Origin of the sequence: Chitinophaga sp. (assembly GCF_039596455.1) — a bacterium.
Classification (GTDB): domain Bacteria; phylum Bacteroidota; class Bacteroidia; order Chitinophagales; family Chitinophagaceae; genus Chitinophaga.
In genome coordinates this window covers 126,713-149,998 of the sequence record NZ_JBCNJR010000005.1, presented here as the reverse complement: position 1 = coordinate 149,998, position 23,286 = coordinate 126,713, and the positions used below count along the sequence as shown (strand labels likewise).

28 protein-coding genes are annotated in these 23,286 nt (G+C 52.0%); 15 read left to right on the top strand and 13 right to left on the bottom strand.

Annotated elements, in window-relative coordinates:
• The first annotated feature begins 185 nt into the window (after positions 1-185).
• Positions 186-539, top strand: coding sequence for a KGG domain-containing protein (locus ABDW36_RS16950; RefSeq protein WP_343703116.1), 354 nt, complete (start codon positions 186-188; stop codon positions 537-539).
• 82 nt (positions 540-621) lie between these two features.
• Entirely contained in the window at positions 622-1,560 is a 939-nt protein-coding gene (locus ABDW36_RS16945) for an NADP-dependent oxidoreductase (protein WP_343703115.1), read from the top strand.
• On the opposite strand, the gene ABDW36_RS16940 is transcribed toward ABDW36_RS16945, so the two are convergent.
• Positions 1,557-1,907 (bottom strand): MmcQ/YjbR family DNA-binding protein, encoded by a 351-nt coding sequence (locus tag ABDW36_RS16940; protein ID WP_343703114.1) that lies wholly within the window; start codon positions 1,905-1,907, stop codon positions 1,557-1,559. The two genes, ABDW36_RS16945 and ABDW36_RS16940, sit on opposite strands and share 4 nt — an antisense overlap.
• Before the next feature lie 235 nt (positions 1,908-2,142).
• On the opposite strand from ABDW36_RS16940, the gene ABDW36_RS16935 reads away from it, so the two are divergent.
• The 3 genes from ABDW36_RS16935 to ABDW36_RS16925 all read left to right on the top strand — a co-directional run bounded on the left by ABDW36_RS16935 (position 2,143) and on the right by ABDW36_RS16925 (position 4,735).
• Entirely contained in the window at positions 2,143-3,444 is a 1,302-nt protein-coding gene (locus ABDW36_RS16935; protein WP_343703113.1) for a Gfo/Idh/MocA family oxidoreductase, read from the top strand.
• A gap of 16 nt (positions 3,445-3,460) precedes the next feature.
• Complete coding sequence (locus tag ABDW36_RS16930) at positions 3,461-4,159, top strand: DUF1080 domain-containing protein (RefSeq protein WP_343703112.1); 699 nt, start codon at positions 3,461-3,463, stop codon at positions 4,157-4,159.
• Between the two features lie 111 nt (positions 4,160-4,270).
• Complete coding sequence (locus ABDW36_RS16925) at positions 4,271-4,735, top strand: VOC family protein (RefSeq protein ID WP_343703111.1); 465 nt, start codon at positions 4,271-4,273, stop codon at positions 4,733-4,735.
• Positions 4,736-5,131: 396 nt separating this feature from the next.
• Here the strand turns inward: ABDW36_RS16925 and ABDW36_RS16920 are convergent, their stop codons facing one another.
• Positions 5,132-5,905: an acyl-CoA desaturase gene (locus tag ABDW36_RS16920; RefSeq protein WP_343703110.1), complete on the bottom strand. Its 774-nt coding sequence runs from the start codon at positions 5,903-5,905 to the stop codon at positions 5,132-5,134.
• Between the two features lie 122 nt (positions 5,906-6,027).
• Positions 6,028-7,638: an ABC transporter substrate-binding protein gene (locus tag ABDW36_RS16915; protein ID WP_343703109.1), complete on the bottom strand. Its 1,611-nt coding sequence runs from the start codon at positions 7,636-7,638 to the stop codon at positions 6,028-6,030.
• A 103-nt stretch (positions 7,639-7,741) separates the two neighbouring features.
• On the opposite strand from ABDW36_RS16915, the gene ABDW36_RS16910 reads away from it, so the two are divergent.
• The 3 genes from ABDW36_RS16910 to ABDW36_RS16900 are packed head-to-tail and all read left to right on the top strand — an operon-like array spanning position 7,742 to position 10,171.
• Complete coding sequence (locus ABDW36_RS16910) at positions 7,742-9,379, top strand: M1 family metallopeptidase (RefSeq protein WP_343703108.1); 1,638 nt, start codon at positions 7,742-7,744, stop codon at positions 9,377-9,379.
• A 55-nt stretch (positions 9,380-9,434) separates the two neighbouring features.
• Positions 9,435-9,866, top strand: coding sequence for a hypothetical protein (locus ABDW36_RS16905; RefSeq protein ID WP_343703107.1), 432 nt, complete (start codon positions 9,435-9,437; stop codon positions 9,864-9,866).
• A gap of 17 nt (positions 9,867-9,883) precedes the next feature.
• Positions 9,884-10,171, top strand: a complete 288-nt coding sequence (locus ABDW36_RS16900; protein ID WP_123847279.1) for a DUF721 domain-containing protein — start codon at positions 9,884-9,886, stop codon at positions 10,169-10,171.
• 2 nt (positions 10,172-10,173) lie between these two features.
• Here ABDW36_RS16900 and ABDW36_RS16895 read toward each other — a convergent pair whose 3' ends face one another.
• The 7 genes from ABDW36_RS16895 to ABDW36_RS16865 all read right to left on the bottom strand — a co-directional run bounded on the left by ABDW36_RS16895 (position 10,174) and on the right by ABDW36_RS16865 (position 15,196).
• Complete coding sequence (locus tag ABDW36_RS16895) at positions 10,174-10,728, bottom strand: DUF4252 domain-containing protein (RefSeq protein WP_343703106.1); 555 nt, start codon at positions 10,726-10,728, stop codon at positions 10,174-10,176.
• A 26-nt stretch (positions 10,729-10,754) separates the two neighbouring features.
• The gene (locus ABDW36_RS16890) at positions 10,755-11,288 is read right to left on the bottom strand and encodes a DUF4252 domain-containing protein (protein WP_343703105.1); all 534 of its coding nucleotides are present in this window, start codon (positions 11,286-11,288) and stop codon (positions 10,755-10,757) included.
• 64 nt (positions 11,289-11,352) lie between these two features.
• Positions 11,353-11,856, bottom strand: a complete 504-nt coding sequence (locus ABDW36_RS16885) for a hypothetical protein (RefSeq protein WP_343703104.1) — start codon at positions 11,854-11,856, stop codon at positions 11,353-11,355.
• Positions 11,843-12,331, bottom strand: coding sequence for a sigma-70 family RNA polymerase sigma factor (locus ABDW36_RS16880; RefSeq protein ID WP_343703103.1), 489 nt, complete (start codon positions 12,329-12,331; stop codon positions 11,843-11,845). Before ABDW36_RS16880 ends, ABDW36_RS16885 begins: the two co-directional genes overlap by 14 nt.
• A gap of 146 nt (positions 12,332-12,477) precedes the next feature.
• Positions 12,478-13,536, bottom strand: a complete 1,059-nt coding sequence (locus ABDW36_RS16875; protein ID WP_343703102.1) for an ABC transporter permease — start codon at positions 13,534-13,536, stop codon at positions 12,478-12,480.
• A gap of 8 nt (positions 13,537-13,544) precedes the next feature.
• Positions 13,545-14,633, bottom strand: coding sequence for a BT_3928 family protein (locus tag ABDW36_RS16870; RefSeq protein ID WP_343703101.1), 1,089 nt, complete (start codon positions 14,631-14,633; stop codon positions 13,545-13,547).
• A 20-nt stretch (positions 14,634-14,653) separates the two neighbouring features.
• Positions 14,654-15,196 (bottom strand): DUF1599 domain-containing protein, encoded by a 543-nt coding sequence (locus ABDW36_RS16865; RefSeq protein WP_343703100.1) that lies wholly within the window; start codon positions 15,194-15,196, stop codon positions 14,654-14,656.
• Positions 15,197-15,234: 38 nt separating this feature from the next.
• Here ABDW36_RS16865 and folP point away from each other — a divergent pair, with 38 nt between their 5' ends.
• Positions 15,235-16,101, top strand: a complete 867-nt coding sequence (folP, locus tag ABDW36_RS16860; protein ID WP_343703099.1) for a dihydropteroate synthase — start codon at positions 15,235-15,237, stop codon at positions 16,099-16,101.
• Between the two features lie 23 nt (positions 16,102-16,124).
• A complete protein-coding gene (locus ABDW36_RS16855) occupies positions 16,125-16,934 on the top strand; it encodes a diadenylate cyclase (RefSeq protein WP_343703098.1) in 810 nt (269 codons plus the stop codon).
• Positions 16,935-17,075: 141 nt separating this feature from the next.
• Here ABDW36_RS16855 and ABDW36_RS16850 read toward each other — a convergent pair whose 3' ends face one another.
• Both ABDW36_RS16850 and ABDW36_RS16845 read right to left on the bottom strand, forming a co-directional pair.
• A complete protein-coding gene (locus tag ABDW36_RS16850; protein ID WP_343703097.1) occupies positions 17,076-17,309 on the bottom strand; it encodes a hypothetical protein in 234 nt (77 codons plus the stop codon).
• A gap of 180 nt (positions 17,310-17,489) precedes the next feature.
• The gene (locus ABDW36_RS16845; RefSeq protein WP_343703096.1) at positions 17,490-17,843 is read right to left on the bottom strand and encodes a YraN family protein; all 354 of its coding nucleotides are present in this window, start codon (positions 17,841-17,843) and stop codon (positions 17,490-17,492) included.
• Between the two features lie 37 nt (positions 17,844-17,880).
• Between ABDW36_RS16845 and manA the strand changes: the two genes are divergently transcribed.
• Both manA and ABDW36_RS16835 read left to right on the top strand, forming a co-directional pair.
• A complete protein-coding gene (gene manA / locus ABDW36_RS16840; RefSeq protein ID WP_343703095.1) occupies positions 17,881-19,080 on the top strand; it encodes a mannose-6-phosphate isomerase, class I in 1,200 nt (399 codons plus the stop codon).
• A gap of 36 nt (positions 19,081-19,116) precedes the next feature.
• Complete coding sequence (locus ABDW36_RS16835; protein ID WP_343703094.1) at positions 19,117-19,710, top strand: DUF6580 family putative transport protein; 594 nt, start codon at positions 19,117-19,119, stop codon at positions 19,708-19,710.
• Positions 19,711-19,790: 80 nt separating this feature from the next.
• On the opposite strand, the gene ABDW36_RS16830 is transcribed toward ABDW36_RS16835, so the two are convergent.
• Positions 19,791-20,501 (bottom strand): Crp/Fnr family transcriptional regulator, encoded by a 711-nt coding sequence (locus ABDW36_RS16830; RefSeq protein WP_343703093.1) that lies wholly within the window; start codon positions 20,499-20,501, stop codon positions 19,791-19,793.
• Positions 20,502-20,631: 130 nt separating this feature from the next.
• On the opposite strand from ABDW36_RS16830, the gene ABDW36_RS16825 reads away from it, so the two are divergent.
• From ABDW36_RS16825 to sulP, 3 genes are read left to right on the top strand one after another with little or no spacing between them, the layout of a single operon-like run.
• On the top strand, positions 20,632-21,228 hold the full coding sequence (locus ABDW36_RS16825; protein WP_343703092.1) for a class I SAM-dependent methyltransferase: 597 nt from the start codon (positions 20,632-20,634) through the stop codon (positions 21,226-21,228).
• Positions 21,225-21,647, top strand: coding sequence for a DUF983 domain-containing protein (locus tag ABDW36_RS16820; protein ID WP_343703091.1), 423 nt, complete (start codon positions 21,225-21,227; stop codon positions 21,645-21,647). The genes ABDW36_RS16825 and ABDW36_RS16820 overlap by 4 nt, the downstream gene beginning before the upstream one ends.
• Positions 21,625-23,280, top strand: a complete 1,656-nt coding sequence (gene sulP / locus ABDW36_RS16815; RefSeq protein ID WP_343703090.1) for a sulfate permease — start codon at positions 21,625-21,627, stop codon at positions 23,278-23,280. The genes ABDW36_RS16820 and sulP overlap by 23 nt, the downstream gene beginning before the upstream one ends.
• The last annotated feature ends 6 nt before the right edge of the window (positions 23,281-23,286 follow it).

Sequence of the window (23,286 nt, the reverse complement as noted above, 5' to 3'; positions counted from 1 at the left end):
ATAATTCCACACTGTTGTTTACGCAGCATCTTTTTGCACGCTACGGCTGTTCAGCTACGAGTATAATTCCCAAATGGTTATATATACGATGCAAAATTATAGAGTAAGCTCAGCGGCCTTGGCATGGTAATTACCCTTTGTTCAGCAGCAACTTATTCAATTAACCATATCAAATCCTTAAAATTATGGGCACACCAATTAAAACAACGGAAAGAGAGGCGCCACAGTATCGCCAGAGAGACGATCGCAGTACGGCGCAAGGCCATACCCGTGAAGCCGATGACATGGATGAATTTGATGATGACCGTAACCAACAGTTGGAAGGCTATGATGAAAACGAATTCGATGCAGCAGATAACCGCAAACGCAGGGAAGCAGAAGAAGCCGATGGCGATACTGCCGCCCATGAACGCCGGGAAGTTAGAACGCCCAGCCGCAGGGGATTTGCTGCTATGGATAAAGAAAAACAAAGAATGATTGCCAGCAAGGGAGGCAAGGCCTCACATGGTGGCGGCAGAAAACCTAGTAAAAACAGGTAGACGGAATCCGCGTTTTACTCATCTGAATGGTTGGATGTTGCTCTGTCAGCATCCAACCATTTTATTTATGTAAATTGAGTGCATGAAAGCAGTAGCTGTTACCTCGTTCAAGGCAATTCCCCAACTGATGGACCTCCCTGAGCCCCAGGTAAAAGAAGGCCAAATCCTCATCCGGCTGGCCGCGGCCGGTCTTAATCCGTTTGACTGGAAAATGGTAGACGGCATCCTTAAAGACCACATGCCGCATGTATTTCCGCTCATCATGGGGGTAGATGGCGCAGGCGTGGTTGAGGCCACCGGGGCGGGCGTTACCCGCTTTAAAAAGGGAAACCGTGTGTACGGCCAGATGCTGCATGCGCCCGTAGGAGAGGGCTCTTACGCGGAATTTGTGGTGGTGCCTGAAAAAGCGGCCATAGCGGCGGCGCCGGAAACGCTTTCGCTGACGGATGCGGCCGCCGCGCCCACAGCCGGCATGACGGCGCTGCAATTGCTGGATAAACTGGGCCTTTCCGCCGGGCAAACCTTGCTGCTCATCGGCGCCACAGGCGGCGTGGGCTCCTTTGTGATACAGCTGGCCAAAGCAAGAGGCCTGCGCGTGGTGGCTTCCGTATCAAGCGCAGCGGATGCGGAAAGAATGAAAGCTCTTGGAGCGGAGAGCACGGTAAATTATAAAGAGAATGAAGCCTACCCGGGGAATGTAGATGCCCTGGTAGACCTGGTAGACCAGGCTGCGGATTTTGCAGAAAAAACAGCATTGGTAAAACCTGGCGGCGCCGTGCTCACCACACAGTTTGTAGCAGATAAAGCTGCGCTTCAGGCCCGGCAGTTACGTGGCGGCAATTTTGAGACCAAAGGTACACCCGCCTCGCTGGATGCTTTGCGGCAAGCTATAGACAAAGGGGAAATAAAGATACCGGTAGACCGTAGGGTGAGCCTGGCGCAAGCCCCTGCCGCCATTGCTGAAAGCCGGGAAATGAAAAGCAAAGGCAAAACCATCATCGTTATCAATGATCAGCTTTAAGCCCCCAGTTCATCCCTCACTTTTTTAGGTAAGCCTTTTACCACCAGGTCATAGGAGTTCTTTGTCCACTCCAGCAGCAGCCTGTCTGGAACAGTGCCGTCAAACAGCACCGTGTTCCAGTGTTTTTTGTTCATGTGATAGCCCGGCAGAACAGCCTCGTAACGTTCCCGCAGTTCTACCGCCTCATCGGGGTCACATTTCAGGTTAACGCTTTCAAATTGCGTAACATCTGTGAGGGCAAACACTTTTCCTTTTACATAGAACACCAGCGTGTTTTCATCAAACGGGAAACCTTCGGTAGTGCCGGGAAGAGACAGGCAATATGTGTGAAATTTTTCCAGGTTCATAGTACCTGCAAAAATAGGGAATCCATAAAAAGGAGCGGAGCGGAAAAACAATTTGCCCATTGCTTGCTAAAAAAATAAAAACTATTTTAGCTACCTGTCAACAAAAATGCCCAAGGCAGCACCGCTGCCGGTTAACCTGTATTGTGGGCGAAATTTTCATTTTTCCCGGTTACGTGCCCGTGCCTCCGTGCTGCCAGAATACCGGCCAGGTATTAATCTATTAAATGCAACACTGATGAACAAAAACACCGAAACAACAGACCGCCGGTCATTCCTGAAAACCTCAGGCCTGGCAGTGTTGGGAACCACTTTGGCGTACCAGAGCGGCTTTGCCACCACCTTGCTGTCTGGCGCGCCGCAGGTATTGAAAGTTGGGCTGATAGGCTGTGGCGGAAGAGGTACCGGCGCTGCCGCACAAGCCCTGCAGGCAGACCCCGGCGTGGTGATCACCGCCCTGGGAGATGTGTTTGAAGACCGGCTGGAAGAAGCCTATACCGCCCTGCAGACCATTGACAGCAAGCGGGTAAAAGTAGACAAGAATCACAAATTCATTGGCTTTGATGCCTACCAACGTGTGCTGGATTCCGGCGTAGACGTAGTACTGCTGGCCACACCGCCCAATTTCAGGCCAGACCATCTGACCGCGGCCGTCAACGCCGGCAAACACGTGTTTTGCGAAAAACCCGTGGCCGTAGACGCTCCGGGCGTACGCAAGGTGCTGGCAGCCGTTAAAACCGCCAAAGAAAAAAGCCTGTCTATTGTGTCCGGTTTCTGTTTCCGGTATGATGCTTCCAACCGCGCTGTATTCGGTAAAGTATTGCAGGGCGATGTGGGCGAGATCAGGAGCGTGTCTACCTTCAGGAACGGTGGCGGCCTCTGGTCAAAACCCCGGCAACCCGGCTGGACGGACATGACCTACCAGCTGCGCAACTGGTATTATTACAACTGGCTGTCGGGAGACTTCATTGTAGAACAGGCCGTGCACAGCATAGACATGATGCAATGGGTCATGGGAGACCGGCTGCCCGTTAAAGCCACCGGCACCGGCGGCCGGCAGGCACGCATAGACCCCATTTACGGCAATGTATACGACCATTTTGCCATCGAATTTGAATATGCTGATGGCGCCAAAGGCTATCATTTCTGCCGGCAGCAGGAATCTACCGCCGGCCGAAATACCGTAGACGTGATGGGAACAGACGGCAACGCTATTGTCACCATTGGCAGCCGCCAGGAAATAACCGGTAAAAACAAATGGAAATACACCGGGGAAAAGAACAACATGTACCAAACGCAGCACAACGAGTTATTTGCCTCCATCCGCAACGGCAAGCCCATTAATGACGGGGAGTGGATGGCCAACAGCACCATGCTGGCCGTATTGGGCCGTATGGTGGGCTACAGCGGCCAGGTCATTACCTGGGAGCAGGCATTCAATTCCGATAAGGAGCTGGGCCCCAAAATAGATGCCTACAACTGGGACCTTTCCTGGGAAGTACCGCCTGTGGCCGTTCCCGGTGTTACCAAAGTGATTTAAAAATTAAAAAATTACCATGAAATTAATCCTGAAAGCAGCCCTGGTATTGCTTGCACAAGCTTCGTACGCCCAATCTACGCCCATTGAGTTTGGCAGCGAGCTCAATATAGAGCAGGTGAAAGCCGGCGCCAAACTGAAAGCCGCGCCCATACAATGGATCAATGTGAATACCGCGCCGGATACCTGGCGGAAAGACAAAGACCTGCTGATCTGCTCCGGCAAGCCCATTGGCGTGATGCGGTCTGAAAAGGAGTACCAGAATTTCATTCTCCACGTGGAATGGCGCCATATGGAGGCCGGGGGCAACTCCGGCGTTTTTGTATGGAGTGATGCCAGGCCGGATTCCAACAGCCGGCTGCCAGGCGGCGTGGAGGTACAGATGCTGGAGCTGGACTGGGTGAACCTGAACCTGCGCAACGGGGAAAAACCGCCGATTGCTTACGTGCATGGAGAGCTATTTGGCGTGGGCGGCGTGAAAACGGTTCCTGACAATCCACGGGGCGAACGCAGCAAATCCGTAGAAAACCGCTGCAAAGGCAAAGGCGAATGGAATACCTATGAAGTGGTATGTGTAGACGGCACCATCAAACTATCTGTGAATGGAAAATTCGTGAACGGCATCAGCCAGTCAACCGTCAGGAAAGGGTACCTGTGCCTGGAATCTGAGGGGGCTGAAATTCATTTCCGGAATTTGAGGATTGTGGAATTACCATAATAGCGGGGGATATTTCCCCTGTTTTTTATTTAACATAATGTAAATTATAATCCACTATACAAACTTGAATTCCGCTTAACTCGCTGGTTCTTATGGTATTGAATTTTCGGCATGTCTAAACCAGAGCCGCGTCTTTGTGAGGATATCTGGGAAGCACTGCGCTATGTGTGCAGGTCATCCGTAGGAAAAGCATTTTATTTTTACATTGCAGAAAAAACGATGCTCACAGCAATTAATCCCAAACTGCCCATGCGCAATAAGTCAGTAACCCGTGACTTTTACCTCACTCAGCTAGGTTTTAAGGAGTTCGGAAACGCTGACTATGAGGGCTACCTCATGGTGGAAAAAGACAACGTCCAGATCCATTTTTTTGAGTTTAAAGGCCTCGATCCCAAGGAAAACTACGGGCAGGTGTATATCCGCACTAATGACATTGACGGCTTGTACAAGGCGCTTTTGAATAGCAACGCCAGCATACACCCGAACGGACGTCTAGAGGTTAAACCATGGGGCCAGAAGGAATTTTCAATGCTCGATCCGGACAATAACTTGCTGACTTTCGGTCAAAGCGTGTGAATGTAAAGAGGCTTTAAAAATATTACAATAATCAGATTTTCAGCTATTTACAGACTTATTACTGTTATTTTACTAGCAGAATTGACAATTATTTCTCCTCACCGTCCGTGCCGGACCCGGTGAAACCGGATTCTAGGGCTGCAAACCGCGCAAATAAAGACAGTCAAAGCGTATCTACTATTTTAGATATATCCCATAACTAGCTGTATATCAACGAAACTACCCGATTAAAGAGATGAAATCGCATTTCAATTCCATTAACATAATGATAATCAATGAGTAAACTTGCGAATGTTCCAATAAAATATTCAGCAATCCCCTCCTGAAAAACCCCAATAAAAAAAGCAACTGAACATTCATTCAGTTGCTTCTATAAAAAGAGTTTACAATTTCACTTTAGGCGGCCTGCTTCTTCGGCGCTGCTATTTTAGCGGTAGCGGTCTGCCGGAGGCGGATAATCCCCATCCAGTGCATCACTTTCATCACCGGGTAAGTGGGGTCAAACTCGTACCATTTCTTGGCAAAGTTGGCGCTGTCCTTATGCATGTGGTGATTGTTCTGGAACAGCTCGCCCAGCAGGAAGATGCCCCAGGGCTCAGAGTTCCTGGAATGGTCTCCATTGTCGTAATTGCTGTAACCGTACTTGTGGCCGCACCAGTTCACTACCGCGCCCTGTACAGGCCCGATCAGGAAATGAATAGGCAGCAGCAGGAACCACCAGAAGCTGGGAGCAAATATGGCATAAAATGCAATGTAAATACCTACCCAGATGAGGCGGGTTACCCGGTGGTCACCAAATTTGTCAAGCGCTTCCCAGGTGGGCAGCGGGTCTTTGGTGAACTGCGCCTCAGGCATCTCGGTACGCGTTACAAAGCTCGCGTAGATCTTCCGGGTGTGGATCATCATTTGCCACACATCTTTGAAGAAATGCGGGGAATGCGGGTCTTTCTCAGTGTCGCTGTACTCGTGGTGCATACGGTGCATCACGCCATACGCACGCGGGATCAGATAAGATGAGCCCTGGAAGAACCAGGTGCAGAAATAAAACACCCGCTCCCAGCCCTTGCTGGTGTCATACATCTGGTGAGAAGCATAACGGTGCAGGAAAAACGTATGGAAAAAGAGAGATAAGAACCAGTGTGAGAAAAAGAATATTAAGATCGCTGTCATGTAAATACCACTTCGTTAATAGATAAGAAAATAAGGTGCGAAGATAGGCTTAAATACCGAGCTTTCGCAGTATTTAACAAGATACTAATGTATATAATAAATAAACATGTAAATATCGGCCTCTATTCTATCTGTACCCGCCGCAGCTCCAGCAGGTTCAGTCCGTTGCTGGCCAGCCCTTTGACATTAGGCTGACGGAAGCGGGCAGACATATCGTAGAACAGCGGCACCACCGGCGCATCGTTGATGACCAGCTGGTCCATTTGCCGGTACAGGCTGTACCTGACGGAATCATTGATTTCCTGGATGGCCCGTTCATACAAGCGGTCAAACGCCGGGTTATTATAACGGGTATAGTTGGGGGGCGAAGGATTTTTACTGTAAAACATGGCCAGGTAGCTTTCAGCATCGGGGTAATCAGCTATCCAGCTGCCGCGGAAAAAAGGTACGGCAGATTTGGCCACCTGGTCCATCAGGGTGCCCTTCTGCACAATTTCCACCTGTATGGGAATACCCATTTCCTGCAACTGGTGGGCCACGTAATCTGCCAGGTCTGCATAAATAGGAATGGATACGAGCTTGATCACCGGCAGCCCCCTCCCGCCGGGGTAACCAGCTTCTTTCAGCAGCTCCCGTGCTTTGCGGGGATTATAGCTGTAGCCTTTTACCTGAACGGAATCGAAAGAAGGCAGGCCGGCGGGTATAAAACCGGAGGTAGCGGCATGGCCGATGCTGTTGCGCAGATAGGTCATCATTTTTGTACGGTCAAAACCGTAATTGATGGCCTGCCTGATCTTCAGGTGCCGCAATGGTGACCCGGCCACGCCCGGTTTGGTAGCGTCCATCACAATACCGAAATATTCTGTGTTTAAATAAGGCGCTTTTACCAGTACTATTTTCCCTTCCCACTCCTTTTTCAGCGCCCCCTGTTTGGTCAGCACTTCGTCTTTAAAGGAGGCCTCAATGTCATTGATAAAATCAAGCTGGCCTTGCCGGAACAGCAGGAACTCCGTGCCCTTGCTGTCTACAAAGCTCACCTTCACCGCATCAAGGTAAGGAAGGCGCGTGCCGGCGGCATCCTGCTCAAAGTAGTTCGGGTTTTTGTGCAATATGAGCGCCTGCCCTTCGTCCCAATAATGAAAAATGAACGGGCCGGTGCCGCAGGGGTGCTTCCGGAAATCTTTCCCGTATTGCTCCACCACCTCATGCGGTACTACGGAACAGTATTGCATGCTGAGAATGCCCATAATGGGATGGAACGGGCGCAGCAAGGTAAGCACAAAGGTGCTGTCATCTTTGGCGGCAAAGCCGGTGACGGGGTCTACCTTGTCATTAAATATCCAGGAACCGGGAGATGCGGTAGCTGGGTCTACAATCCGTTTCAGGCTGTAGGCCACGTCATGCGCGGTCATTTTCCGGCCGTTACCGCCGGGGAACACTTCATGGTCATGAAAGTAAACGTCTGTTCTGAGATGAAAGGTATATACTCTCCTGTCTGCAGACACCTCCCAGCTTTTGGCGAGAGACGGTACTATGTTCAGCAGGCTGTCTGGCTCCACCAGCGTGTTGTACAACTGGCGCACGGCCCAGATGATAGCCTGGTTCTTGGCAAACGCCGGGTCTAGTGACGGGATGCCTTCCGGCTGGTTGTAACGGAACACCATTTTCCCGCTGTGCGACACCTGGCCGCAGGAAAACAGGAAAACGGTCAGAATAAGCAGCAGATATCTCATATAAAAAACGGCTTTAAGGTAGCCAGAAATTGAGTGAAAGCCAAGAAAAACTATGCCCGTCTCCCCCATTTAAAATATATTGCCGTTTAAATCGAACCCGGGAATGAGAAGCCTTCTGTTTTTACTCGCCAGCCTTGCCCTGCTGCAACATACCACCGCGCAGCAAACCGCCACCTTTACCCGGCAAGACACCCTGCGCGGCACGCTCACGGCAGACCGCAACTGGTGGGACGTTACCTTTTACGACCTGTCTGTCACCGTCCACCCTGCCACAAAAAGCATAGAAGGCCGCAACGTGATCCACTACCGCGTACTGCGGCCCGCCAAAAGATTGCAAATAGACCTGCAGCAGCCGCTGACCATCAGCAGCATAGCGCAAAACGGGCAGGAGCTCCGCTTCACGCGGGATGGCAACGCCTGGTTCGTAGACCTGCAGGCACCGCAGCCGCAGGGAAAAATAATGCAGCTGTCTGTCACCTACGCAGGCAAACCCAAAGAGGCCAAAAACGCTCCGTGGGACGGTGGCGTGGTATGGGGCAAAGATTCCCTGCAGCGCCCCTGGATAGCCACTGCCTGCCAGGGCCTGGGCGCCAGCGTGTGGTGGCCTAATAAAGACCATCAGTCGGAGGAGCCGGACAGTATGCGTATACACGTTACCGTGCCCGCCGGGCTCACCAACGTCAGCAACGGCCGCCTGCAAGACTCCGTGAATAACAACAACGGCACCACCACCTTCAACTGGTTTGTCAGCAACCCTATCAATAATTATGACGTAGCGCTGAACATTGCGCATTACAGCCATTTTTCAGACCGCTATAAAGGAGCTGCAGGCAACCTTGATCTCGATTATTGGGTGCTGGACTACAACCTTTCCCGCGCCAAAACACATTTTGCCGTGGTGCAGCCCATGATGAAGTGTTTTGAGCACTGGTTCGGCCCCTATCCGTTTTACAAAGACAGCTACAAGCTGGTGGAAACGCCACACCTGGGTATGGAACACCAGAGCGCCGTGGCATATGGCAACCAGTATAAAATGGGCTACCGCGGTGCAGACCTCTCCGGCACCGGCTGGGGTAAAAAATGGGATTTCATCATCATTCACGAAAGCGGGCATGAATGGTTCGGCAACAACATTACCACCAAAGACATTGCGGATATGTGGGTGCATGAATCATTCACCAATTATTCAGAAACCCTCTTCACAGAATGCGAGTACGGTAAAGATGCCGCCGATGCTTACGTACAGGGCATCCGCAAAAAAATAGCCAATGATATTCCCATTACCGGCCCTTATGGCGTAAACCGGGAAGGCTCCGGAGACATGTATTACAAGGGCTCCAACATGCTCCACACCATCCGCCAGATCATCGGCAACGATGAAACCTTCAGAAAAATACTACGCGGACTGAACAAAACCTTTTACCACCAGACAGTTACCGGCCGGCAGGTGGAGCAATACATCAACAGGAACAGTGGTAAGAATTTTGACAAGGTGTTTGAACAGTACCTGCGCCGCACCCAGCCGCCGGTATTCGAGTACAGCCTGGTAGACAATACCTTGCGCTACCGCTGGGTGGCAGACGTAAAGGGTTTTGACATGCCGCTTAAAGTAACCGTAGCCGATGGCAGGTTCGGGTTCATTTACCCCACTGCGGAATGGAAAACAACGCGCCTGAAGCTGAGCGCCGCAGATAAATTTGAAGTAGACCCCAATTTCTACGTGAAGGTGAAGGCGAACTAGCTGTAATGCAGTAAACAGGTCTGAAGTTTGCGGCCATTTCACAAAACCATGTTGTATGATGAACAAACTGCAAACCTTTTTCACCGCGTATGAACAGCGCTTCAATGACGTGCTGGGCGGCGGCGCTACAGATGTGGAAGCCACTGCCGGCGCCTTTGCGGACTATTTTGTGGAGTCAAGCCCCAAGGGCGTAATGGGCGGCAGGAACGATGAAAAGTTCAGGGAAATGATACCCAAGGGCAATGAGTTCTACAAGAGCATCGGCACGCTTTCCATGAAAATTGACAGTCTTGACATTACCCAGCTGGATGAGTTGCATGCCGTGGTCAAAGTTCACTGGAAGGCTGGTTACAAGAACAATATCAACATTGAGTTCGATGTATTTTATATGGTCACCCTGGCTGGCGGCGAGCCGAAGATCTTTGCCTACGTAACGGGTGATGAACAAAAAGTTTTACAGCAACATGGCCTCGTACCCAAACAATAAATCATTACCTTTGACGCATGCGTTACAAAGTTGTCAGTATGGGCGATGCACTGAAGGAATACCTCAACAAAAGCCGGTTCAAACCCAGGCTGATGGAGGTGCGTATACAGGAAAACTGGGAACAGGTGGTGGGTAAAACCATTGCCCGGTATACGGAAAGCGTGCAGCTCTTTGACGGCAAGCTGGTGATCACCACTACGGTAGCGCCGCTGAAGCAGGAACTGAATTATTCCAAAGACCGCATCATTCGCCTGGTAAATGATATGCTGGGTGAAGAAATTGTGAAAGAGGTCATGATCAGGTAGCCCTACTGTTTGGCAACCATACCGCTCGCTACCGCTTCCCTCTCTTTTTCCCGGTTCTGTATGCCGTTGATGATCCGGCTCACGTCATTGACGGTGAGTTTGGTGCGCAGGTGCGCCATTACCATTTCCGTATCTTCCTGCACCAGCACCACCAGGTTATCCAGCCGCTCATTCCCTCTTCCGTCAGACAGCAGAAATACGTTGGCGCCTTTGTGCTTTACTTCCACCAGCGTTTCAAAATCCTGCGCTTTTTTCAGCTCTTCTTTCAGCAGGTCTACAGACTCCCTGGGAATGGCCTGGCCTTTGGGCATGTGAATGGTATACAGTTTTACGCTTTTCACTTTTTTGAGCGCCAGTTTGATCTCTGCCGCGTCTCCGTCAAAGGCGGATTTGGGAACAAACCAGCTGGCTATGCGCAGCGGGATGAAGCTGAGGCCAATGCGGAAGGTGGCGCCGTCTCCGGAGAAGTCGTTCGTAAACTCCCGCAGTTGCTTGCGCTGGGCGGAAGCGGAAGAAAGCAGGAAGAAGGCTGCAAGAATGAGCAATGTCTGTTTCATAACTAAAGGGGAAAACGGTTATTGAATTACTTTTTTCCTTTGCTGCCCTTGCCCAGCTTACCCAGGTTCTCAAAGCCGTCTATCTTCATATCTCCGGCAATGGCTGAAAGGTCTGAAAGACTGATATCTCCGAATAGCGAGAGCGCTACAAACTCGCTGGAGCTGCCTACCAGCATCACCAGTTCGGCAATATTGCCGCTGGGGTGCTCTTTCACCATGAACTTCACGTCTGCCTCCTTGTCCCGCACCGTCATCAGCTCTTCCAGGCCGGTGCCCAGGAAGGAAACGGCTTCCTTGAACAGGCGCTGGCCGTCTTTGGCATCTTCCTTTACCAGTATGCGCATGCCTTTCAGCTTGGAGGCCACGTTCACGATCTTTTTGGCGTCCGGGTCGTCCATAGACAGTTTGGAGAACATGCTGAACATTTTGGGCGTGATGTTGATCACGGTGAAGTCAGGGTGGTCCTGGTACTTCAGGAAAAACTTGTCTATGGTGCTCTGTGCAGCGGCCATTTGGCTGGTGCAGAGTGCTATAATTAACAGGAAAGTGATCCTTTTCATTTGCTGATATTTAGTTTCCAGGCTCCGGGGCGGCCGGCGCCAGGAAGTTTTTTTAGAATGGCGTTTAATTTCGGTCGGTTTCCAGTATTTCCGTGGCTTCACTGAAATAGCTGAGCTTTTCCATTTGTGTTTTACCCCTGTTCAGGTTCCGGGAAAGTATCTGCAGCGCTTTCTGCGTTTCCTGGTAAGCCAGTTTGGGATCGTTATACGTATCGCGGATGGCGTACCTGTCTGCCGCCATGTCTTTTTTCTGGAGAAACTGGTTCACTGCGTACCCCATTCCTATACCTACCAGCAGTACGGCGGCGTACTTCGTCCAGCCGTGCCAGAACGGGCGGATGACGGTGGCAGTTTCCCAGGGAGCCTTTACATCTGTGAAAAGCTCGGGCATGCTGCTGCCCTCCCCTTCTTCATGGAAATAGCGGAACAGCGGCGCCGCCTCCTGCAGGTCTGGCGGTAATGTGCCCTCATGAGCGGCATAGAACTCGCGCAGCTGCAATTCTTCAACCTCTGTGGTTTCACAGGCCCAATACTTTTCAAGCAGGGCGCTGATGTTACTGTATTCCATATACATGCAAATTTTGCAATTGTTCCCGCACCTGTTTTCTGGCCCGGTGCAGGTTTACTTTTACTTCACTCATTTCGATGCCGAGCGTATCTGCAATTTCCTGGTAGCTCAACCCGTCAATGTCTCTCAGCTGCAGAATGGTCCGGTACTTTTCAGGTAAACGGTAGATCAGTCCGTGCACCCTTTTCATCAGGTCGCTCCGTTCCGTGCTCTGGTGCGGGTTGTGCTGGTGCGCTGCCGGCACTTCCTGCGCACGTTCCAGATCGTCCGTGATCCGGTACTTCTTGCTCTTCAGCTTGTCCAGCGCCAGGTTGCGGGTGATGCGCATACACCACGCTTCCAGGTTCTGGAGTTCGCCCATCTTCTCCCTGTTGTGCCACACTTTTACGAATGCGTCCTGGATGATGTCTTTTGCATCCTCCTCATTGCCCAGCAGCCGCAACGCGAAGCGGAACAGCTTCTGCTTGATAGGCATGATTTGAGCAAGGAATACTTCAGACGACATTTTCAGGTTTTTGGTTTGGCGGAAGGAGGCATTCCTTCTAGTGTGTTACAATAAGAAGACGACCCTCCGGGAGGTTTGTTACAAAATACGAGAAAAAAATTTCAGCTACCTGTAAATCAATTACTTAAACGGATGCGGGGATCTATGATGCTGTACAGCAGGTCTGCCAGCAGGTTAATCAGCACAAATATGCCGGCCGTGAAAAGCACGGCGCCCATCACTACCGGGAAGTCGAATTTTTCCAGGGCGTCTACCGTTACCTTGCCTATCCCCTTCCAGCCGAAAATATATTCCACAAAGAAGGCCCCGGCCAGCAGCTCCGCAAACCAGCCGGTAATGGCGGTCACCACCGGGTTCAGGGCGTTGCGCAATGCATGTTTATAGAGGATGGCGCGGCCGGAAAGGCCTTTTGCATAGGCGGTGCGGATATAATCCTGCCCCAGCACGTCCAGCATGGCGCTGCGGGTGAGCTGTACAATGATGGCCAGCGGCCGTATGCCCAGCGTGAGGGCGGGCAGCACCAGGTTGCCGAGGTTGAGCACCCGCCCCTGGAAGGGATCAATATCGTACAGGCTGCCGGTCATGTGCAGCCCGGTATAGTCTGTTAATACAAAACCGAAAACGTAAGCCAGTACAATGCCGGTAAAGAAAGAGGGCGCGGAAATGCCTATCACGCTGGCAAACACCGCGCTGGTATCCATCCAGGTGTTTTGTTTCACGGCAGACAGTACGCCCAGCGCTATGCCCAGCACCGTAGCCAGCAGCATGGCCGCCAGGGCCAGTACCAGCGTACCTGGCAGCGCTTCCGTGAGAATTTCCCAGACGTCTTTTTTACCCTGGTAGCTTCTGCGCAGGTACGGTGTTTTAAGTACCAGCGCCTTTTCACCGCCAACAGAAAAGAGGGCTACGCCGTTGAGGGATTCCTGCAGCTCCTGCCGGGTATGGATGCCTATGGGAGACAGATCATTCAGGTATAGCAGGAACTGTACGCTCTTGGGTTTGTCAAGATGCAGCTCCTTGCGGACGTTCTCCAGGGAGGTTACATCCGCCCGCTGCCCCAGCGTGAGCCGCGCAGGGTCTGCCGGCAGCACGTTGAACAACAGGAAAATGACGATCACCACGCCCAACAGGACGAGGATGCCGTAGCCCAGTTTTTTAAGGAAGAAGCGCAGCATTTATGTTGTTACGGAATATCGTTGTAATGCCATTTGCCCTTGATGGTTCCTTTATCCAGCAGCAGCAGGCAGGGCGTGCTGCGGCCGGCCGTCTTGATGGCGGTACCGTCCATCTGCAGGAAAGGCATCTCTATCCGGTGGGCGGCCTTGAACAGCTCCAGGTCTGCCTTGTTGGAGCTGGTAATGCCGAACACCACTATCTTCCCCTCCTGCTGCTGTTTCAGCAGGGCGTTCACCTTGTCTTCCCAGCCCCAGCCGGCCTCGTTCACGTCACGCACCAGCAGCAGGTACACCGGGCGCGTTTCTTTCAGCACCGCGTCATTCTGGTTATTGCCATCAAAGTCTGTGAGTATGAAATCTTTAATGGGCGGCTCCGCATTGCCTTTTTTAATGAGCTTGTCTTTACGGTCTACATACTTCCAGGTAGAATCCTGCCAGGGGTAGTTCTCTTCGGAGAACTCCTGCTGTTTGCCGTCTTTTTCATAGATGAGCACCGTTTCATACACATCAGGCGTGGAGCCGGGAGGCGCTTTCATTTTTTCAGGAATATTGTTGCCTACTTTATACGGCAGGCAGTCTACAATGGGCAGGTGCGCCAGTGTATACCATTGCAGGGCAACGGGGAACAGGACGGCCAGCAGCATCACTATATTGGTAGTCCGTTTGGAAAAAAGCGGCTCTATGCGGTTGCGGAAAATGAAGATAACCACTATCATCACCAGCAGGATGACGTCTTTCCAGAAAGACTGTTCCGCGGTGAGTTTGATACAGTCCCCAAAGCAGCCGCATTCCCTGATGAGGCCGCTGAAGAGGGCAAAACCGGTAAGGAAGGTGAAGAATATGATGAGCAGCAACAGCAGCAGCGAGAAGATACGCATGCGGTAGCCCAGCAGCACGGCGAAACCGGCAATGATCTCGAAGGCGTTCATCACCAGCGAGAAAGCCAGCGAGAACGGTACCAGGAACGGCAGGTGCAACACTTCAAAAAACTCGTCCATTTTATAGCTCAGGCCCAGCGGGTCATTGGCTTTAATAAGGCCGGAGAAAATAAAAAGCACGCCTACCACCAGGCGGAACAGGATCAGGATTGGTTTCATAGTCACAAAGTCGTTAAAAATTATTTTTCATCCAACAGGATGAGCGCGAATACCGCATAGTTGACAATATCTACATAGTTGGCGTCTATTCCTTCGGAAATGAGGGTTTGCCCGTTGTTCCGCAATATCTGTTTGATACGGAGCAGTTTGGTGAGAATGAGGTCTACGAAAGACTCCTGGCTCAGGTCTCTCCAGGCTTCCCCGTAATCATGGTTTTTATTTTCCATTACCTCCCGTACAAAACCGGCCTTTTCCCGGTAAAGGCGGTCTGCCTCTTCCACCGGCAGGTCTATATACGGGTTGTCTGCCGGCAGGCCCATTTGTATCAGGGCAATAATGCCGTAGTTGATGATGGCCCTGAACTCCCCCGCAATATCATCCTCCACTTTCTGCTGTTGCAGCTCCTGTATATTGCGGATGCGCTGAGCTTTGATAAATACCTGGTCTGCAATGGACACCGGGCGCAATACGCGCCAGGAGGTACCGTAGTCTTTGGTCTTCTTAATAAAAATATCCCTGCATTTTTCGATCACCGCCTGGTATTGTTCCAGTGTTCTGCTCATAATTTGTATTAAATTGCCGGTTCTAGTATGCAAACCGAATGAAATTCAAAAATACATTATTACATAAAGATTTCACTATCTGTTGCCGCGGAAAGTTGGTAGACCTTTCCACGCCCGCAGTAATGGGGATTATCAATATAACGGACGACTCTTTTTACGCCGGCAGCCGTACCCGCGCGCTGCACCAGGTGGTGGAACGCGCCGGGGCCTTGCTGGAGCAGGGCGCTGCTTTCCTTGACATCGGCGCCCAAAGCACCCGGCCGGGCGCTGTAACCGTAGGCGCCGCGGAAGAGGCGGAACGCCTGCTGCCCGCCATCCACGCCATTCTCCACCATTACCCGGAGGCGCTCCTTTCTATTGACACCTTCTACGCTGCCGTGGCGGAAAAATGCGTACATGCCGGCGCCGCCATGATCAATGACATCAGCGCCGGGGAGATGGACGCCGCCATGCTTCCCACCGCCGCTTCCCTGCAGGTACCCTACATTGCCATGCACATGCAGGGCACGCCGGCCACCATGCAGCATAACCCGCAGTATGAAGATGTTACGCAGGAGGTGCTGGACTATTTCATCCGCAAGGTGCAGCAATGCCGCGAAGCCGGTATTAACGACGTGATCATAGACCCTGGCTTCGGCTTTGGCAAAACGCTGGCGCACAACCATATATTGTTGCAGCAGCTGGACGCGCTTCACCTGGCCGGCGCTCCTATACTGGCCGGCGTGTCCCGCAAGTCCATGATATACAAGCTGCTGGGCAACACCCCTGCCGATGCGCTGAACGGCACCACCGTGCTGCATACCATGGCCCTGCTGAAAGGCGCGGCCATTCTGCGCGCGCATGATGTGAAAGAAGCCCTGGAATGCGTGCGCATCGTGTCTTACCAACGTTCTTTACAGCTCTGACCAATTATTTCTATTTTTACCATATGAAGGATGTATATCAATTTTACGGATTTGAGTTTCGCTGGCTGAATGTAATAGACCTGTTGATCGTAATTTTCCTGGTGATCCAGTTATACCGGCTGCTGAAGGGCAGTCTTGCTTTCAATATTTTCATAGGGCTGCTGATGGTATATGCGGCATACTTTGCCGTACGCTCCCTGCAAATGCCCATCCTCACCAATATCCTGGAAAATTTTATTAATGTAGGCCTCATTGCCATCATCATCATTTTTCAGCCGGAGATCAGGAAGTTCCTGCTGGTGCTGGGCAAAAAAACGCCCCTGAGCAAAGACAGCTTTTTCACCAAGCTCTTTTTGCCAGACCGGTTCAAGAGCTACAAGGAAGAAGAGAACATCATCAATGAGCTGATCATTGCCGTGAGCCACATGTCTGCCTCGCAGACCGGCGCGCTCATTGTGATTGCCACCACTTACAGGGTGAAGTTCGACACCGCTTCCAGCATTGCCATAGACGGCAACGTGAGCGCCAAGCTGATAGAGAGCATTTTTGAGAAGAACAGCCCGCTGCACGACGGCGCGCTTATTATAGTGAGCAACAAGATACTGGCGGCCAAGGTGATACTGCCCGTGTCTGAAAACCCCAACCTGCCCACCCGCATCGGCATGCGCCACCGCTCCGCCGTGGGCATTACAGAGCATAGTGACAACCTGGCCATTATTGTTTCTGAAGAACGGGGCACCGTGTCTTATGCCAAAGACGGGCAGCTGGTGCAGAACGTGTCTCTGGAAGAGCTGAAGGTGAAGCTGTATGAAGTGCTGGTGGACGGGTATTGACGGCTGCTCCCCGCCATGCTGATGCGTTTGCAATCAGGAAGCGCACGGCCCTTCGCCCGATGGTATCCCCTTATAAATACAAAGTCCTCCCGTTGGTACGGGAGGATCTATGTTTGGGGGGATGACTCTATTAAAATGACGTTATTCCAGATGAACATCAAGCCGCTGCTCTCCTACCTGCAACACATACTCGCCATGGGGCAGCGTTTTCACCTGCAGGGTATAAATGCCTTTATGGTGGCCGCCTTGCAGGGGTATCATTCTCACCGGTTCAAACCCGCTGTTGTAAATAGTGCACTGTACCGTTCCCTGCTCCTGCTCCATTGCCGGAACCCGTATACATACATGCCCTTCCGGGGCAGGTAATTGTTGCATGGCAACAGTAAGCGGATTCAAAAACAATATAAAACTCCAGATATACATAAGAACCACCTTTTACAGGGACTATTCGCTTTCTTTGGTTCTTACAGGAAATGATCAAAAGATTGGATACCTCAAATATACAAAAGTATTCAAATCTGATATCCTCAAATTTGTTAACTCGATGTTAACCAGTCAGAACGCATCTTCAAAATGTGTAATCTCTTCCAGGCCAGGCGCCAGGGTCACGGAAATGATGTCGAAGCGGATATTGTCAGGGTTCAGGGAATGCCGGTACAGGTAGTGGTCTGCCGCGCGGAGCAGCAGTTCCTGCTTCTGGTTGTTCACCGCTTCTTCCGGCATGCCGAAGAACTGGGTGCTGCGGGTTTTCACTTCCACAAACACAATGGTGTTGCCCTGGCGGGCAATAATATCTATTTCTTTTTTACCGTATGTCCAGTTGGTATGCAGCAGTTCGTATTGTTTGCCTTGCAGGTAGGCGGCCGCCATCTGCTCCCCCTTTTTGCCCAGCTCGTGATGAGATGCCATCTGATTTGTCTATTTTTACGGCTTAATAATGGAAAAGATGCAACGCTCAAAGGTATTTTATCTCAAAGGAAAGGTACAACATTATGCCTGGGGAGGATATTCCTACATCCCGGAAATGCTGGGACAGCCGGTAACAGACCAACCGGCCGCGGAATACTGGATGGGCGCCCACCAGAGCGCGCCTTCAGAGCTGGAAACACCGCAGGCCCCGGTTTTGCTGAACGATTATATTGCCGGCGCCCCCGCGGAGATACTGGGGCCCGCAGCCGCCTCACGCTTCGGGGAACTGCCCTACCTGTTCAAGATACTGGATGTTAAAGACATGTTGTCTATACAGGTACACCCCACCAAGGCAGAGGCCGAAAAGGGCTTTGCCCGGGAAAATGAGGCCGGCATTCCCCTCAACGCCCCCCACCGTAATTATAAAGACGCCAACCACAAACCGGAGATCATGGTGGCGCTCAGCGAGTTCTGGCTGCTGCATGGCTTTTTGCCGGAAGAGCAGCTGAAGGCCGTACTGCAGCAGGTACCGGAGCTGCGCTCACTGCTAGGCACGTACGAAAAAGAAGGTTACTTCGGTCTCTATAAAACCGTGATGGAAATGCCGCAGGAGCAGGTCAATACCATGCTGCGCCCGCTGGCAGACAGGATACTGCCTGACTACAAAGCCGGCCGGCTGGAAAAAAGGGAGCCCGCCTTCTGGGCCGCCCGCGCCATAGACAATGACCCGGCGGGACTGGAGCGGCTGGACAGGGGTATCTTCTCCATCTACTTTTTCAACATCGTATATGTAGCGCCCGGCGAAGCCGTTTTTCAGGACGCAGGCATCCCCCACGCCTACCTGGAAGGCCAGAACGCGGAGCTGATGGCCAATTCAGACAACGTATTGCGCGGCGGCCTTACGCCCAAACATATAGATGTGCCTGAACTGCTGAAGCACACCCGCTTTGAGGCCGTGCATCCGCATATCCTGAAAGGAGAATCCGTTCACAACGGCCAGGAGCACATCTACCGCACACCCGCGCCTGATTTTGTGATCAGCACCATCCTGCTGCAGCCCGGCCAGGTGTATGAGCACACCGCCACAGCACCTGAAACCTGGATAGTGCAGAGCGGAGAAGGTACGGTGAACGACCTGGCCCTGCGCCGCGGCACCTCCATATTCGTAGCCTTCGGCCAGACCTACAGCATCACCGCCGGCTCTGAACTGGTAATCTTTAAAGCGTCTATTCCTTAATTGATTATATTTGTACTGTATAAATGCAGCATCTGTATGAAGAAAGAAACATTATCGAACATTACACTCATTGCAGCGCTTATTTTCCTGACCACACTGTGCCGCCTCCTTACCAATCAAATGGCCATCTACAACTTTACGGCCATTGGCGCCGGCGCCCTGTTTGCAGGCGTGGTGCTGAAGGATAAGAAATACGCGTACATTGTTCCGCTGGCCGCGCTCATCCTGAGCGATGTGTTCTTCCAGCTCTTTACCGACATCCCCGGCTTCTACGGCGGCGAAATGCTTTTCGTATACGGCGGCTTTGTGCTGATCACTTTCATGGGCACGCGCATCCGTAAACCGAAAGCCGGCAACATCTTCCTGGCTTCCATTGCTTCAGGCCTGTTGTTTTACCTGATGTCCAACCTGGGCACCTTCCTGTTCCGCGATATGTACCCGCATACGCTGAGCGGCCTGCTGGCCTGCTACTGGGCAGCTATTCCGTTCTACAAGAACGAACTGTTCGGCAGCTTTTTCCTGAACACCATTATGGGCAACGTGTTTTACACCGCCCTGCTGTTCGGCGCCTATGCCGTGCTGAAACCGGTGTTTGTAAAGCAACATGCTACTGAAAGGCAGTTGGCCTGATTCAGATAAAATCATTAAATTAGAAGGCTGCCGGTTGGTAGCCTTTTTTTCGTTCATCCTTTACCGCAGTTCCCATTCTCTCAAAGCCCGTACCCAGATAATTCCACCAGCTTCCTGATATCAAGAATAATGATCTTTCTGCCCTTCGTGGCCAGGATGCCTTCCGTTTTAAACTCTTTCAGGAAACGCACCACGTTCTCATTGCCGGTGCCCACCATATTCGCCAGGTCGTGGCGGGAAACGTTCACCACCACCTGGTCTGTAGGGCCGCCTTCTTCCTTGAACTTTTCCCGGAGCACTATCAGCGCTATGGCCAGCCGCTCTTTAACAGACCGGGTGGCAAACACGGAAATGCTGTTGGTCAGCACCGTAAACTCATGGCTCAGTGTTTTGAGCAGCCGCTGGGGCAGCACGGCAGACCTTTCCAGCACGTGTAAAAAATCTTCTTTCGCTATGAAGGCGATCACGCTCTTCTCCAGCGTGGCCGCGGAATCAGGGTACCGCTCCCCTGCCAGCACGGCGTGGTAACCGATCAGCTCTCCGGAATTGGCCACGTAGATGATCTGCTCCTTCCCGTCTCTTCCCATCTTGTACTTTTTCACCTTGCCCTGCCTGATGAACAGGATGCCTCCCGGCAAGGCGCCTTCGCGGAACAGGATCTCGCCTTTCCCGTACTCTTGCTCGTACATGTGCGCACAAAGCTCCTCATACTCTTCCGGCGGAAGATTATTCAAAACAGACTGTGATGTAAAGTTCCACTTGTCAATCGGGAACAGGCCGGATAAGCTCATATAGTAAAAATATCGCCCTCAGAAATTGACATTTTGCAGTTTTTAACCTGCAATAGTGCAACTTTTCGGGTTGTTCTCAAAGGTACTTTTGTAGCATGAAAGTATCAACAATTTCACTGCACAACCGCCTATGAACCTTTCTTCCTTAAAGCCGGCCTTATTTACGAACAATGCGGCATTTGACTGGCTTTACCCGGAAAGGGTGCAGCAATTGTCCAAACGGCACTGGACGCCCATCAGCATAGCCCGCCAAGCGGCTCGCTTCCTGGCGGACGCTCCCGGCAAACGGGTGCTTGACATTGGCAGCGGCGTGGGCAAATTTTGCCTGGTGGGCGCTCACTACTGCCCGGAAGCCTTTTTTTATGGCGTGGAGCAACGGCCGGAATTGTATCACTATGCCCAGGCCGCCAAGCTGGCCGTGCAGAAAAATAATGTGCAATTCATCAACGCCAACTTCACTGAGCTGAGCTTCGATGATTTTGACAGCTTCTATTTTTACAATGCCTTCTTTGAGAACCTGGACGATGATGACCGTATAGATCACCAGATCGAGTATTCCGTGAGCCTGTACACCTACTATACGCGGTACCTGTACAAGATGCTGGACAGCCGGCCCGCCGGAACACGGCTCGTAACGTTTCACAGCTTCGAAGAAGAAGTGCCGCCCAGCTACCAGGTGGTACAAATATCTGATGACCTGATGCTAAAAATGTGGATTAAAAGATGAGCAATACCAAACCCGTTTACCAAGGAAAGAAAAACAGCTACCTCTCTACCCTGCTGTTCAACAAATGCCCCCGTTGCCGCAAGGGAGAGCTCTTTGAGACCAAAAACCCTTACCGGTTGGGAAAGGTGTTCAACATGCACAAAAAATGTCCGAAGTGCGGCCAGCCCACGGAGCTGGAGCCTGGCTTCTGGTACGGCACAGGGTACGTGAGTTACGTGCTGTGCGTGGCCTTCTCTACTATCAACCTGGCCTGGTACTGGCTTTTCATCGGTTTAAGCTGGAGAGACAACAGCATTTTTTACTGGCTGGGCATCAATACCTTTCTGCTGACGGTCACCATGCCGGTGCTCATCCGTTTATCCCGCACCCTGTACCTGAGTTTCTTTGTTTATTACGATGAAGACACTGAAAAGCTATAAGCTCAACCTGCTCGAGCCATTCGATGGATACACGCAGGCACAGTTTCTGAGAGACCTGCTGGCCGGGCTCATTGTAGGCGTGGTAGCTTTACCCCTGGCCATTGCCTTTGCCATTGCCTCCGGCGTATCTCCTGAAAAAGGGCTGTACACCGCCATCATCGGCGGTTTTATCATCTCCGCCTTCGGCGGCAGCCGCGTACAGATTGGCGGCCCTACCGGCGCTTTCATTGTGATCGTCTACGGCATTGTGCAGGAAAGCGGCGTCAGCGGGCTCATCATTGCCACTTTTATTGCCGGCATTTTATTGATAGCCATGGGGGTGGCCAAACTGGGCAGTGTGATCAAGTATATCCCCCATCCACTGGTGGTAGGGTTTACCACCGGCATTGCCGTTATTATTTTTTCATCACAGCTCAAAGATTTCTTCGGGCTGCAGGTAGCACAGGTGCCGGCAGACTTCTTCGGCAAGTGGGAAGCGTACTATGGCAGCTTTCATACCATCAACCCGGCTGCGGCCGCGCTGGCCGCAGGCACCATATTGATCATGCTGTTTTTCCCGCGCATCACGCGGGCCGTGCCCGGCTCGCTGGTGGCCATCATTGTCACTACGCTGGCCGTGCAGCTGCTGGGCCTCCAGGTAGAAACCATCGGCAGCCGCTTTGGCAATATCCCCTCTTCCTTCCCCACTCCTTCCATTCCGCATATAGACTGGCAAACCATCAAAAGCACCATTCAGCCGGCCGTGGCCATTGCGCTGCTGGGCGGCATAGAATCCCTGCTGTCTGCAGTGGTGGCAGACGGGATGACGGGCGGCAACCATAAAAGCAACAAGGAGCTGATAGCACAGGGCGCCGCCAATATGGGCTCAGCGCTGTTTGGCGGCATTCCCGCCACAGGGGCCATTGCCCGCACCGCCACCAATATCAAGAGCGGCGGCCGCACGCCCGTTGCCGGCATAGTACATGCCATCACCCTGCTGGTGATCATGCTGGTAGCGGGCCAATGGGCAACGCTGATACCCATGAGCTGCCTGGCGGGCATACTGGTAATAGTGGCCTATAACATGAGCGAGCTGGATACCTTCATCAACATAGCCCGCGGCCCGCGCGGAGATGCGGCGGTATTGCTCGCCACCTTCCTGCTGACGGTAGCCTTTGATCTCATCATTGCCATTGAAGTAGGCATGGTGCTGGCTACCTTTCTTTTCATGCGCAGCATGATACAGATCAGTGATGTGAACCTGCTGCTGAAAGGCCGGCCAGATAACAGCACCGGCAACAATGCGGAGGTGCCCGCCGGTGTGGAAATATTTGAATTGAACGGCCCGCTTTTCTTTGGCGCCGCTTACAAGTTCAAAGACTCCATCAGGCTGGTGGAAAAGAAACCAAAGGTGCTGATCGTCAAAATGCAGAAAGTGCCGATTATTGACGCCACCGGCCTGCAAACCATCAAAGACCTGGTGCGCACCTGTGCCCGTGATAACATCCGGCTGGTGGTTTCAGGGCTGCAGCCGCCGGTGTATGATACTTTGAAGAAGAGCCGCCTGCTGTTCCGCATCGGCAAAAGATATGTGGTGGCAGACCTGTCTGCGGCGCTGGCATTGTCTGAGCAGGTGTTGGAAGAGGAAATGTAAAGAAGG

What these genes read in the sequence shown, in the direction of transcription:
- ABDW36_RS16950 (WP_343703116.1), top strand. Translation starts at nt 186, where the DNA reads ATGGGCACACCAATTAAAACAACGGAAAGAGAGGCGCCACAGTATCGC.
- ABDW36_RS16945 (WP_343703115.1), top strand. Translation starts at nt 622, where the DNA reads ATGAAAGCAGTAGCTGTTACCTCGTTCAAGGCAATTCCCCAACTGATG.
- ABDW36_RS16940 (WP_343703114.1), bottom strand. Translation starts at nt 1,907, where the DNA reads ATGAACCTGGAAAAATTTCACACATATTGCCTGTCTCTTCCCGGCACT.
- ABDW36_RS16935 (WP_343703113.1), top strand. Translation starts at nt 2,143, where the DNA reads ATGAACAAAAACACCGAAACAACAGACCGCCGGTCATTCCTGAAAACC.
- ABDW36_RS16930 (WP_343703112.1), top strand. Translation starts at nt 3,461, where the DNA reads ATGAAATTAATCCTGAAAGCAGCCCTGGTATTGCTTGCACAAGCTTCG.
- ABDW36_RS16925 (WP_343703111.1), top strand. Translation starts at nt 4,271, where the DNA reads ATGTCTAAACCAGAGCCGCGTCTTTGTGAGGATATCTGGGAAGCACTG.
- ABDW36_RS16920 (WP_343703110.1), bottom strand. Translation starts at nt 5,905, where the DNA reads ATGACAGCGATCTTAATATTCTTTTTCTCACACTGGTTCTTATCTCTC.
- ABDW36_RS16915 (WP_343703109.1), bottom strand. Translation starts at nt 7,638, where the DNA reads ATGAGATATCTGCTGCTTATTCTGACCGTTTTCCTGTTTTCCTGCGGC.
- ABDW36_RS16910 (WP_343703108.1), top strand. Translation starts at nt 7,742, where the DNA reads ATGAGAAGCCTTCTGTTTTTACTCGCCAGCCTTGCCCTGCTGCAACAT.
- ABDW36_RS16905 (WP_343703107.1), top strand. Translation starts at nt 9,435, where the DNA reads ATGATGAACAAACTGCAAACCTTTTTCACCGCGTATGAACAGCGCTTC.
- ABDW36_RS16900 (WP_123847279.1), top strand. Translation starts at nt 9,884, where the DNA reads ATGCGTTACAAAGTTGTCAGTATGGGCGATGCACTGAAGGAATACCTC.
- ABDW36_RS16895 (WP_343703106.1), bottom strand. Translation starts at nt 10,728, where the DNA reads ATGAAACAGACATTGCTCATTCTTGCAGCCTTCTTCCTGCTTTCTTCC.
- ABDW36_RS16890 (WP_343703105.1), bottom strand. Translation starts at nt 11,288, where the DNA reads ATGAAAAGGATCACTTTCCTGTTAATTATAGCACTCTGCACCAGCCAA.
- ABDW36_RS16885 (WP_343703104.1), bottom strand. Translation starts at nt 11,856, where the DNA reads ATGGAATACAGTAACATCAGCGCCCTGCTTGAAAAGTATTGGGCCTGT.
- ABDW36_RS16880 (WP_343703103.1), bottom strand. Translation starts at nt 12,331, where the DNA reads ATGCCTATCAAGCAGAAGCTGTTCCGCTTCGCGTTGCGGCTGCTGGGC.
- ABDW36_RS16875 (WP_343703102.1), bottom strand. Translation starts at nt 13,536, where the DNA reads ATGCTGCGCTTCTTCCTTAAAAAACTGGGCTACGGCATCCTCGTCCTG.
- ABDW36_RS16870 (WP_343703101.1), bottom strand. Translation starts at nt 14,633, where the DNA reads ATGAAACCAATCCTGATCCTGTTCCGCCTGGTGGTAGGCGTGCTTTTT.
- ABDW36_RS16865 (WP_343703100.1), bottom strand. Translation starts at nt 15,196, where the DNA reads ATGAGCAGAACACTGGAACAATACCAGGCGGTGATCGAAAAATGCAGG.
- folP (WP_343703099.1), top strand. Translation starts at nt 15,235, where the DNA reads ATGAAATTCAAAAATACATTATTACATAAAGATTTCACTATCTGTTGC.
- ABDW36_RS16855 (WP_343703098.1), top strand. Translation starts at nt 16,125, where the DNA reads ATGAAGGATGTATATCAATTTTACGGATTTGAGTTTCGCTGGCTGAAT.
- ABDW36_RS16850 (WP_343703097.1), bottom strand. Translation starts at nt 17,309, where the DNA reads ATGCAACAATTACCTGCCCCGGAAGGGCATGTATGTATACGGGTTCCG.
- ABDW36_RS16845 (WP_343703096.1), bottom strand. Translation starts at nt 17,843, where the DNA reads ATGGCATCTCATCACGAGCTGGGCAAAAAGGGGGAGCAGATGGCGGCC.
- manA (WP_343703095.1), top strand. Translation starts at nt 17,881, where the DNA reads ATGCAACGCTCAAAGGTATTTTATCTCAAAGGAAAGGTACAACATTAT.
- ABDW36_RS16835 (WP_343703094.1), top strand. Translation starts at nt 19,117, where the DNA reads ATGAAGAAAGAAACATTATCGAACATTACACTCATTGCAGCGCTTATT.
- ABDW36_RS16830 (WP_343703093.1), bottom strand. Translation starts at nt 20,501, where the DNA reads ATGAGCTTATCCGGCCTGTTCCCGATTGACAAGTGGAACTTTACATCA.
- ABDW36_RS16825 (WP_343703092.1), top strand. Translation starts at nt 20,632, where the DNA reads ATGAACCTTTCTTCCTTAAAGCCGGCCTTATTTACGAACAATGCGGCA.
- ABDW36_RS16820 (WP_343703091.1), top strand. Translation starts at nt 21,225, where the DNA reads ATGAGCAATACCAAACCCGTTTACCAAGGAAAGAAAAACAGCTACCTC.
- sulP (WP_343703090.1), top strand. Translation starts at nt 21,625, where the DNA reads ATGAAGACACTGAAAAGCTATAAGCTCAACCTGCTCGAGCCATTCGAT.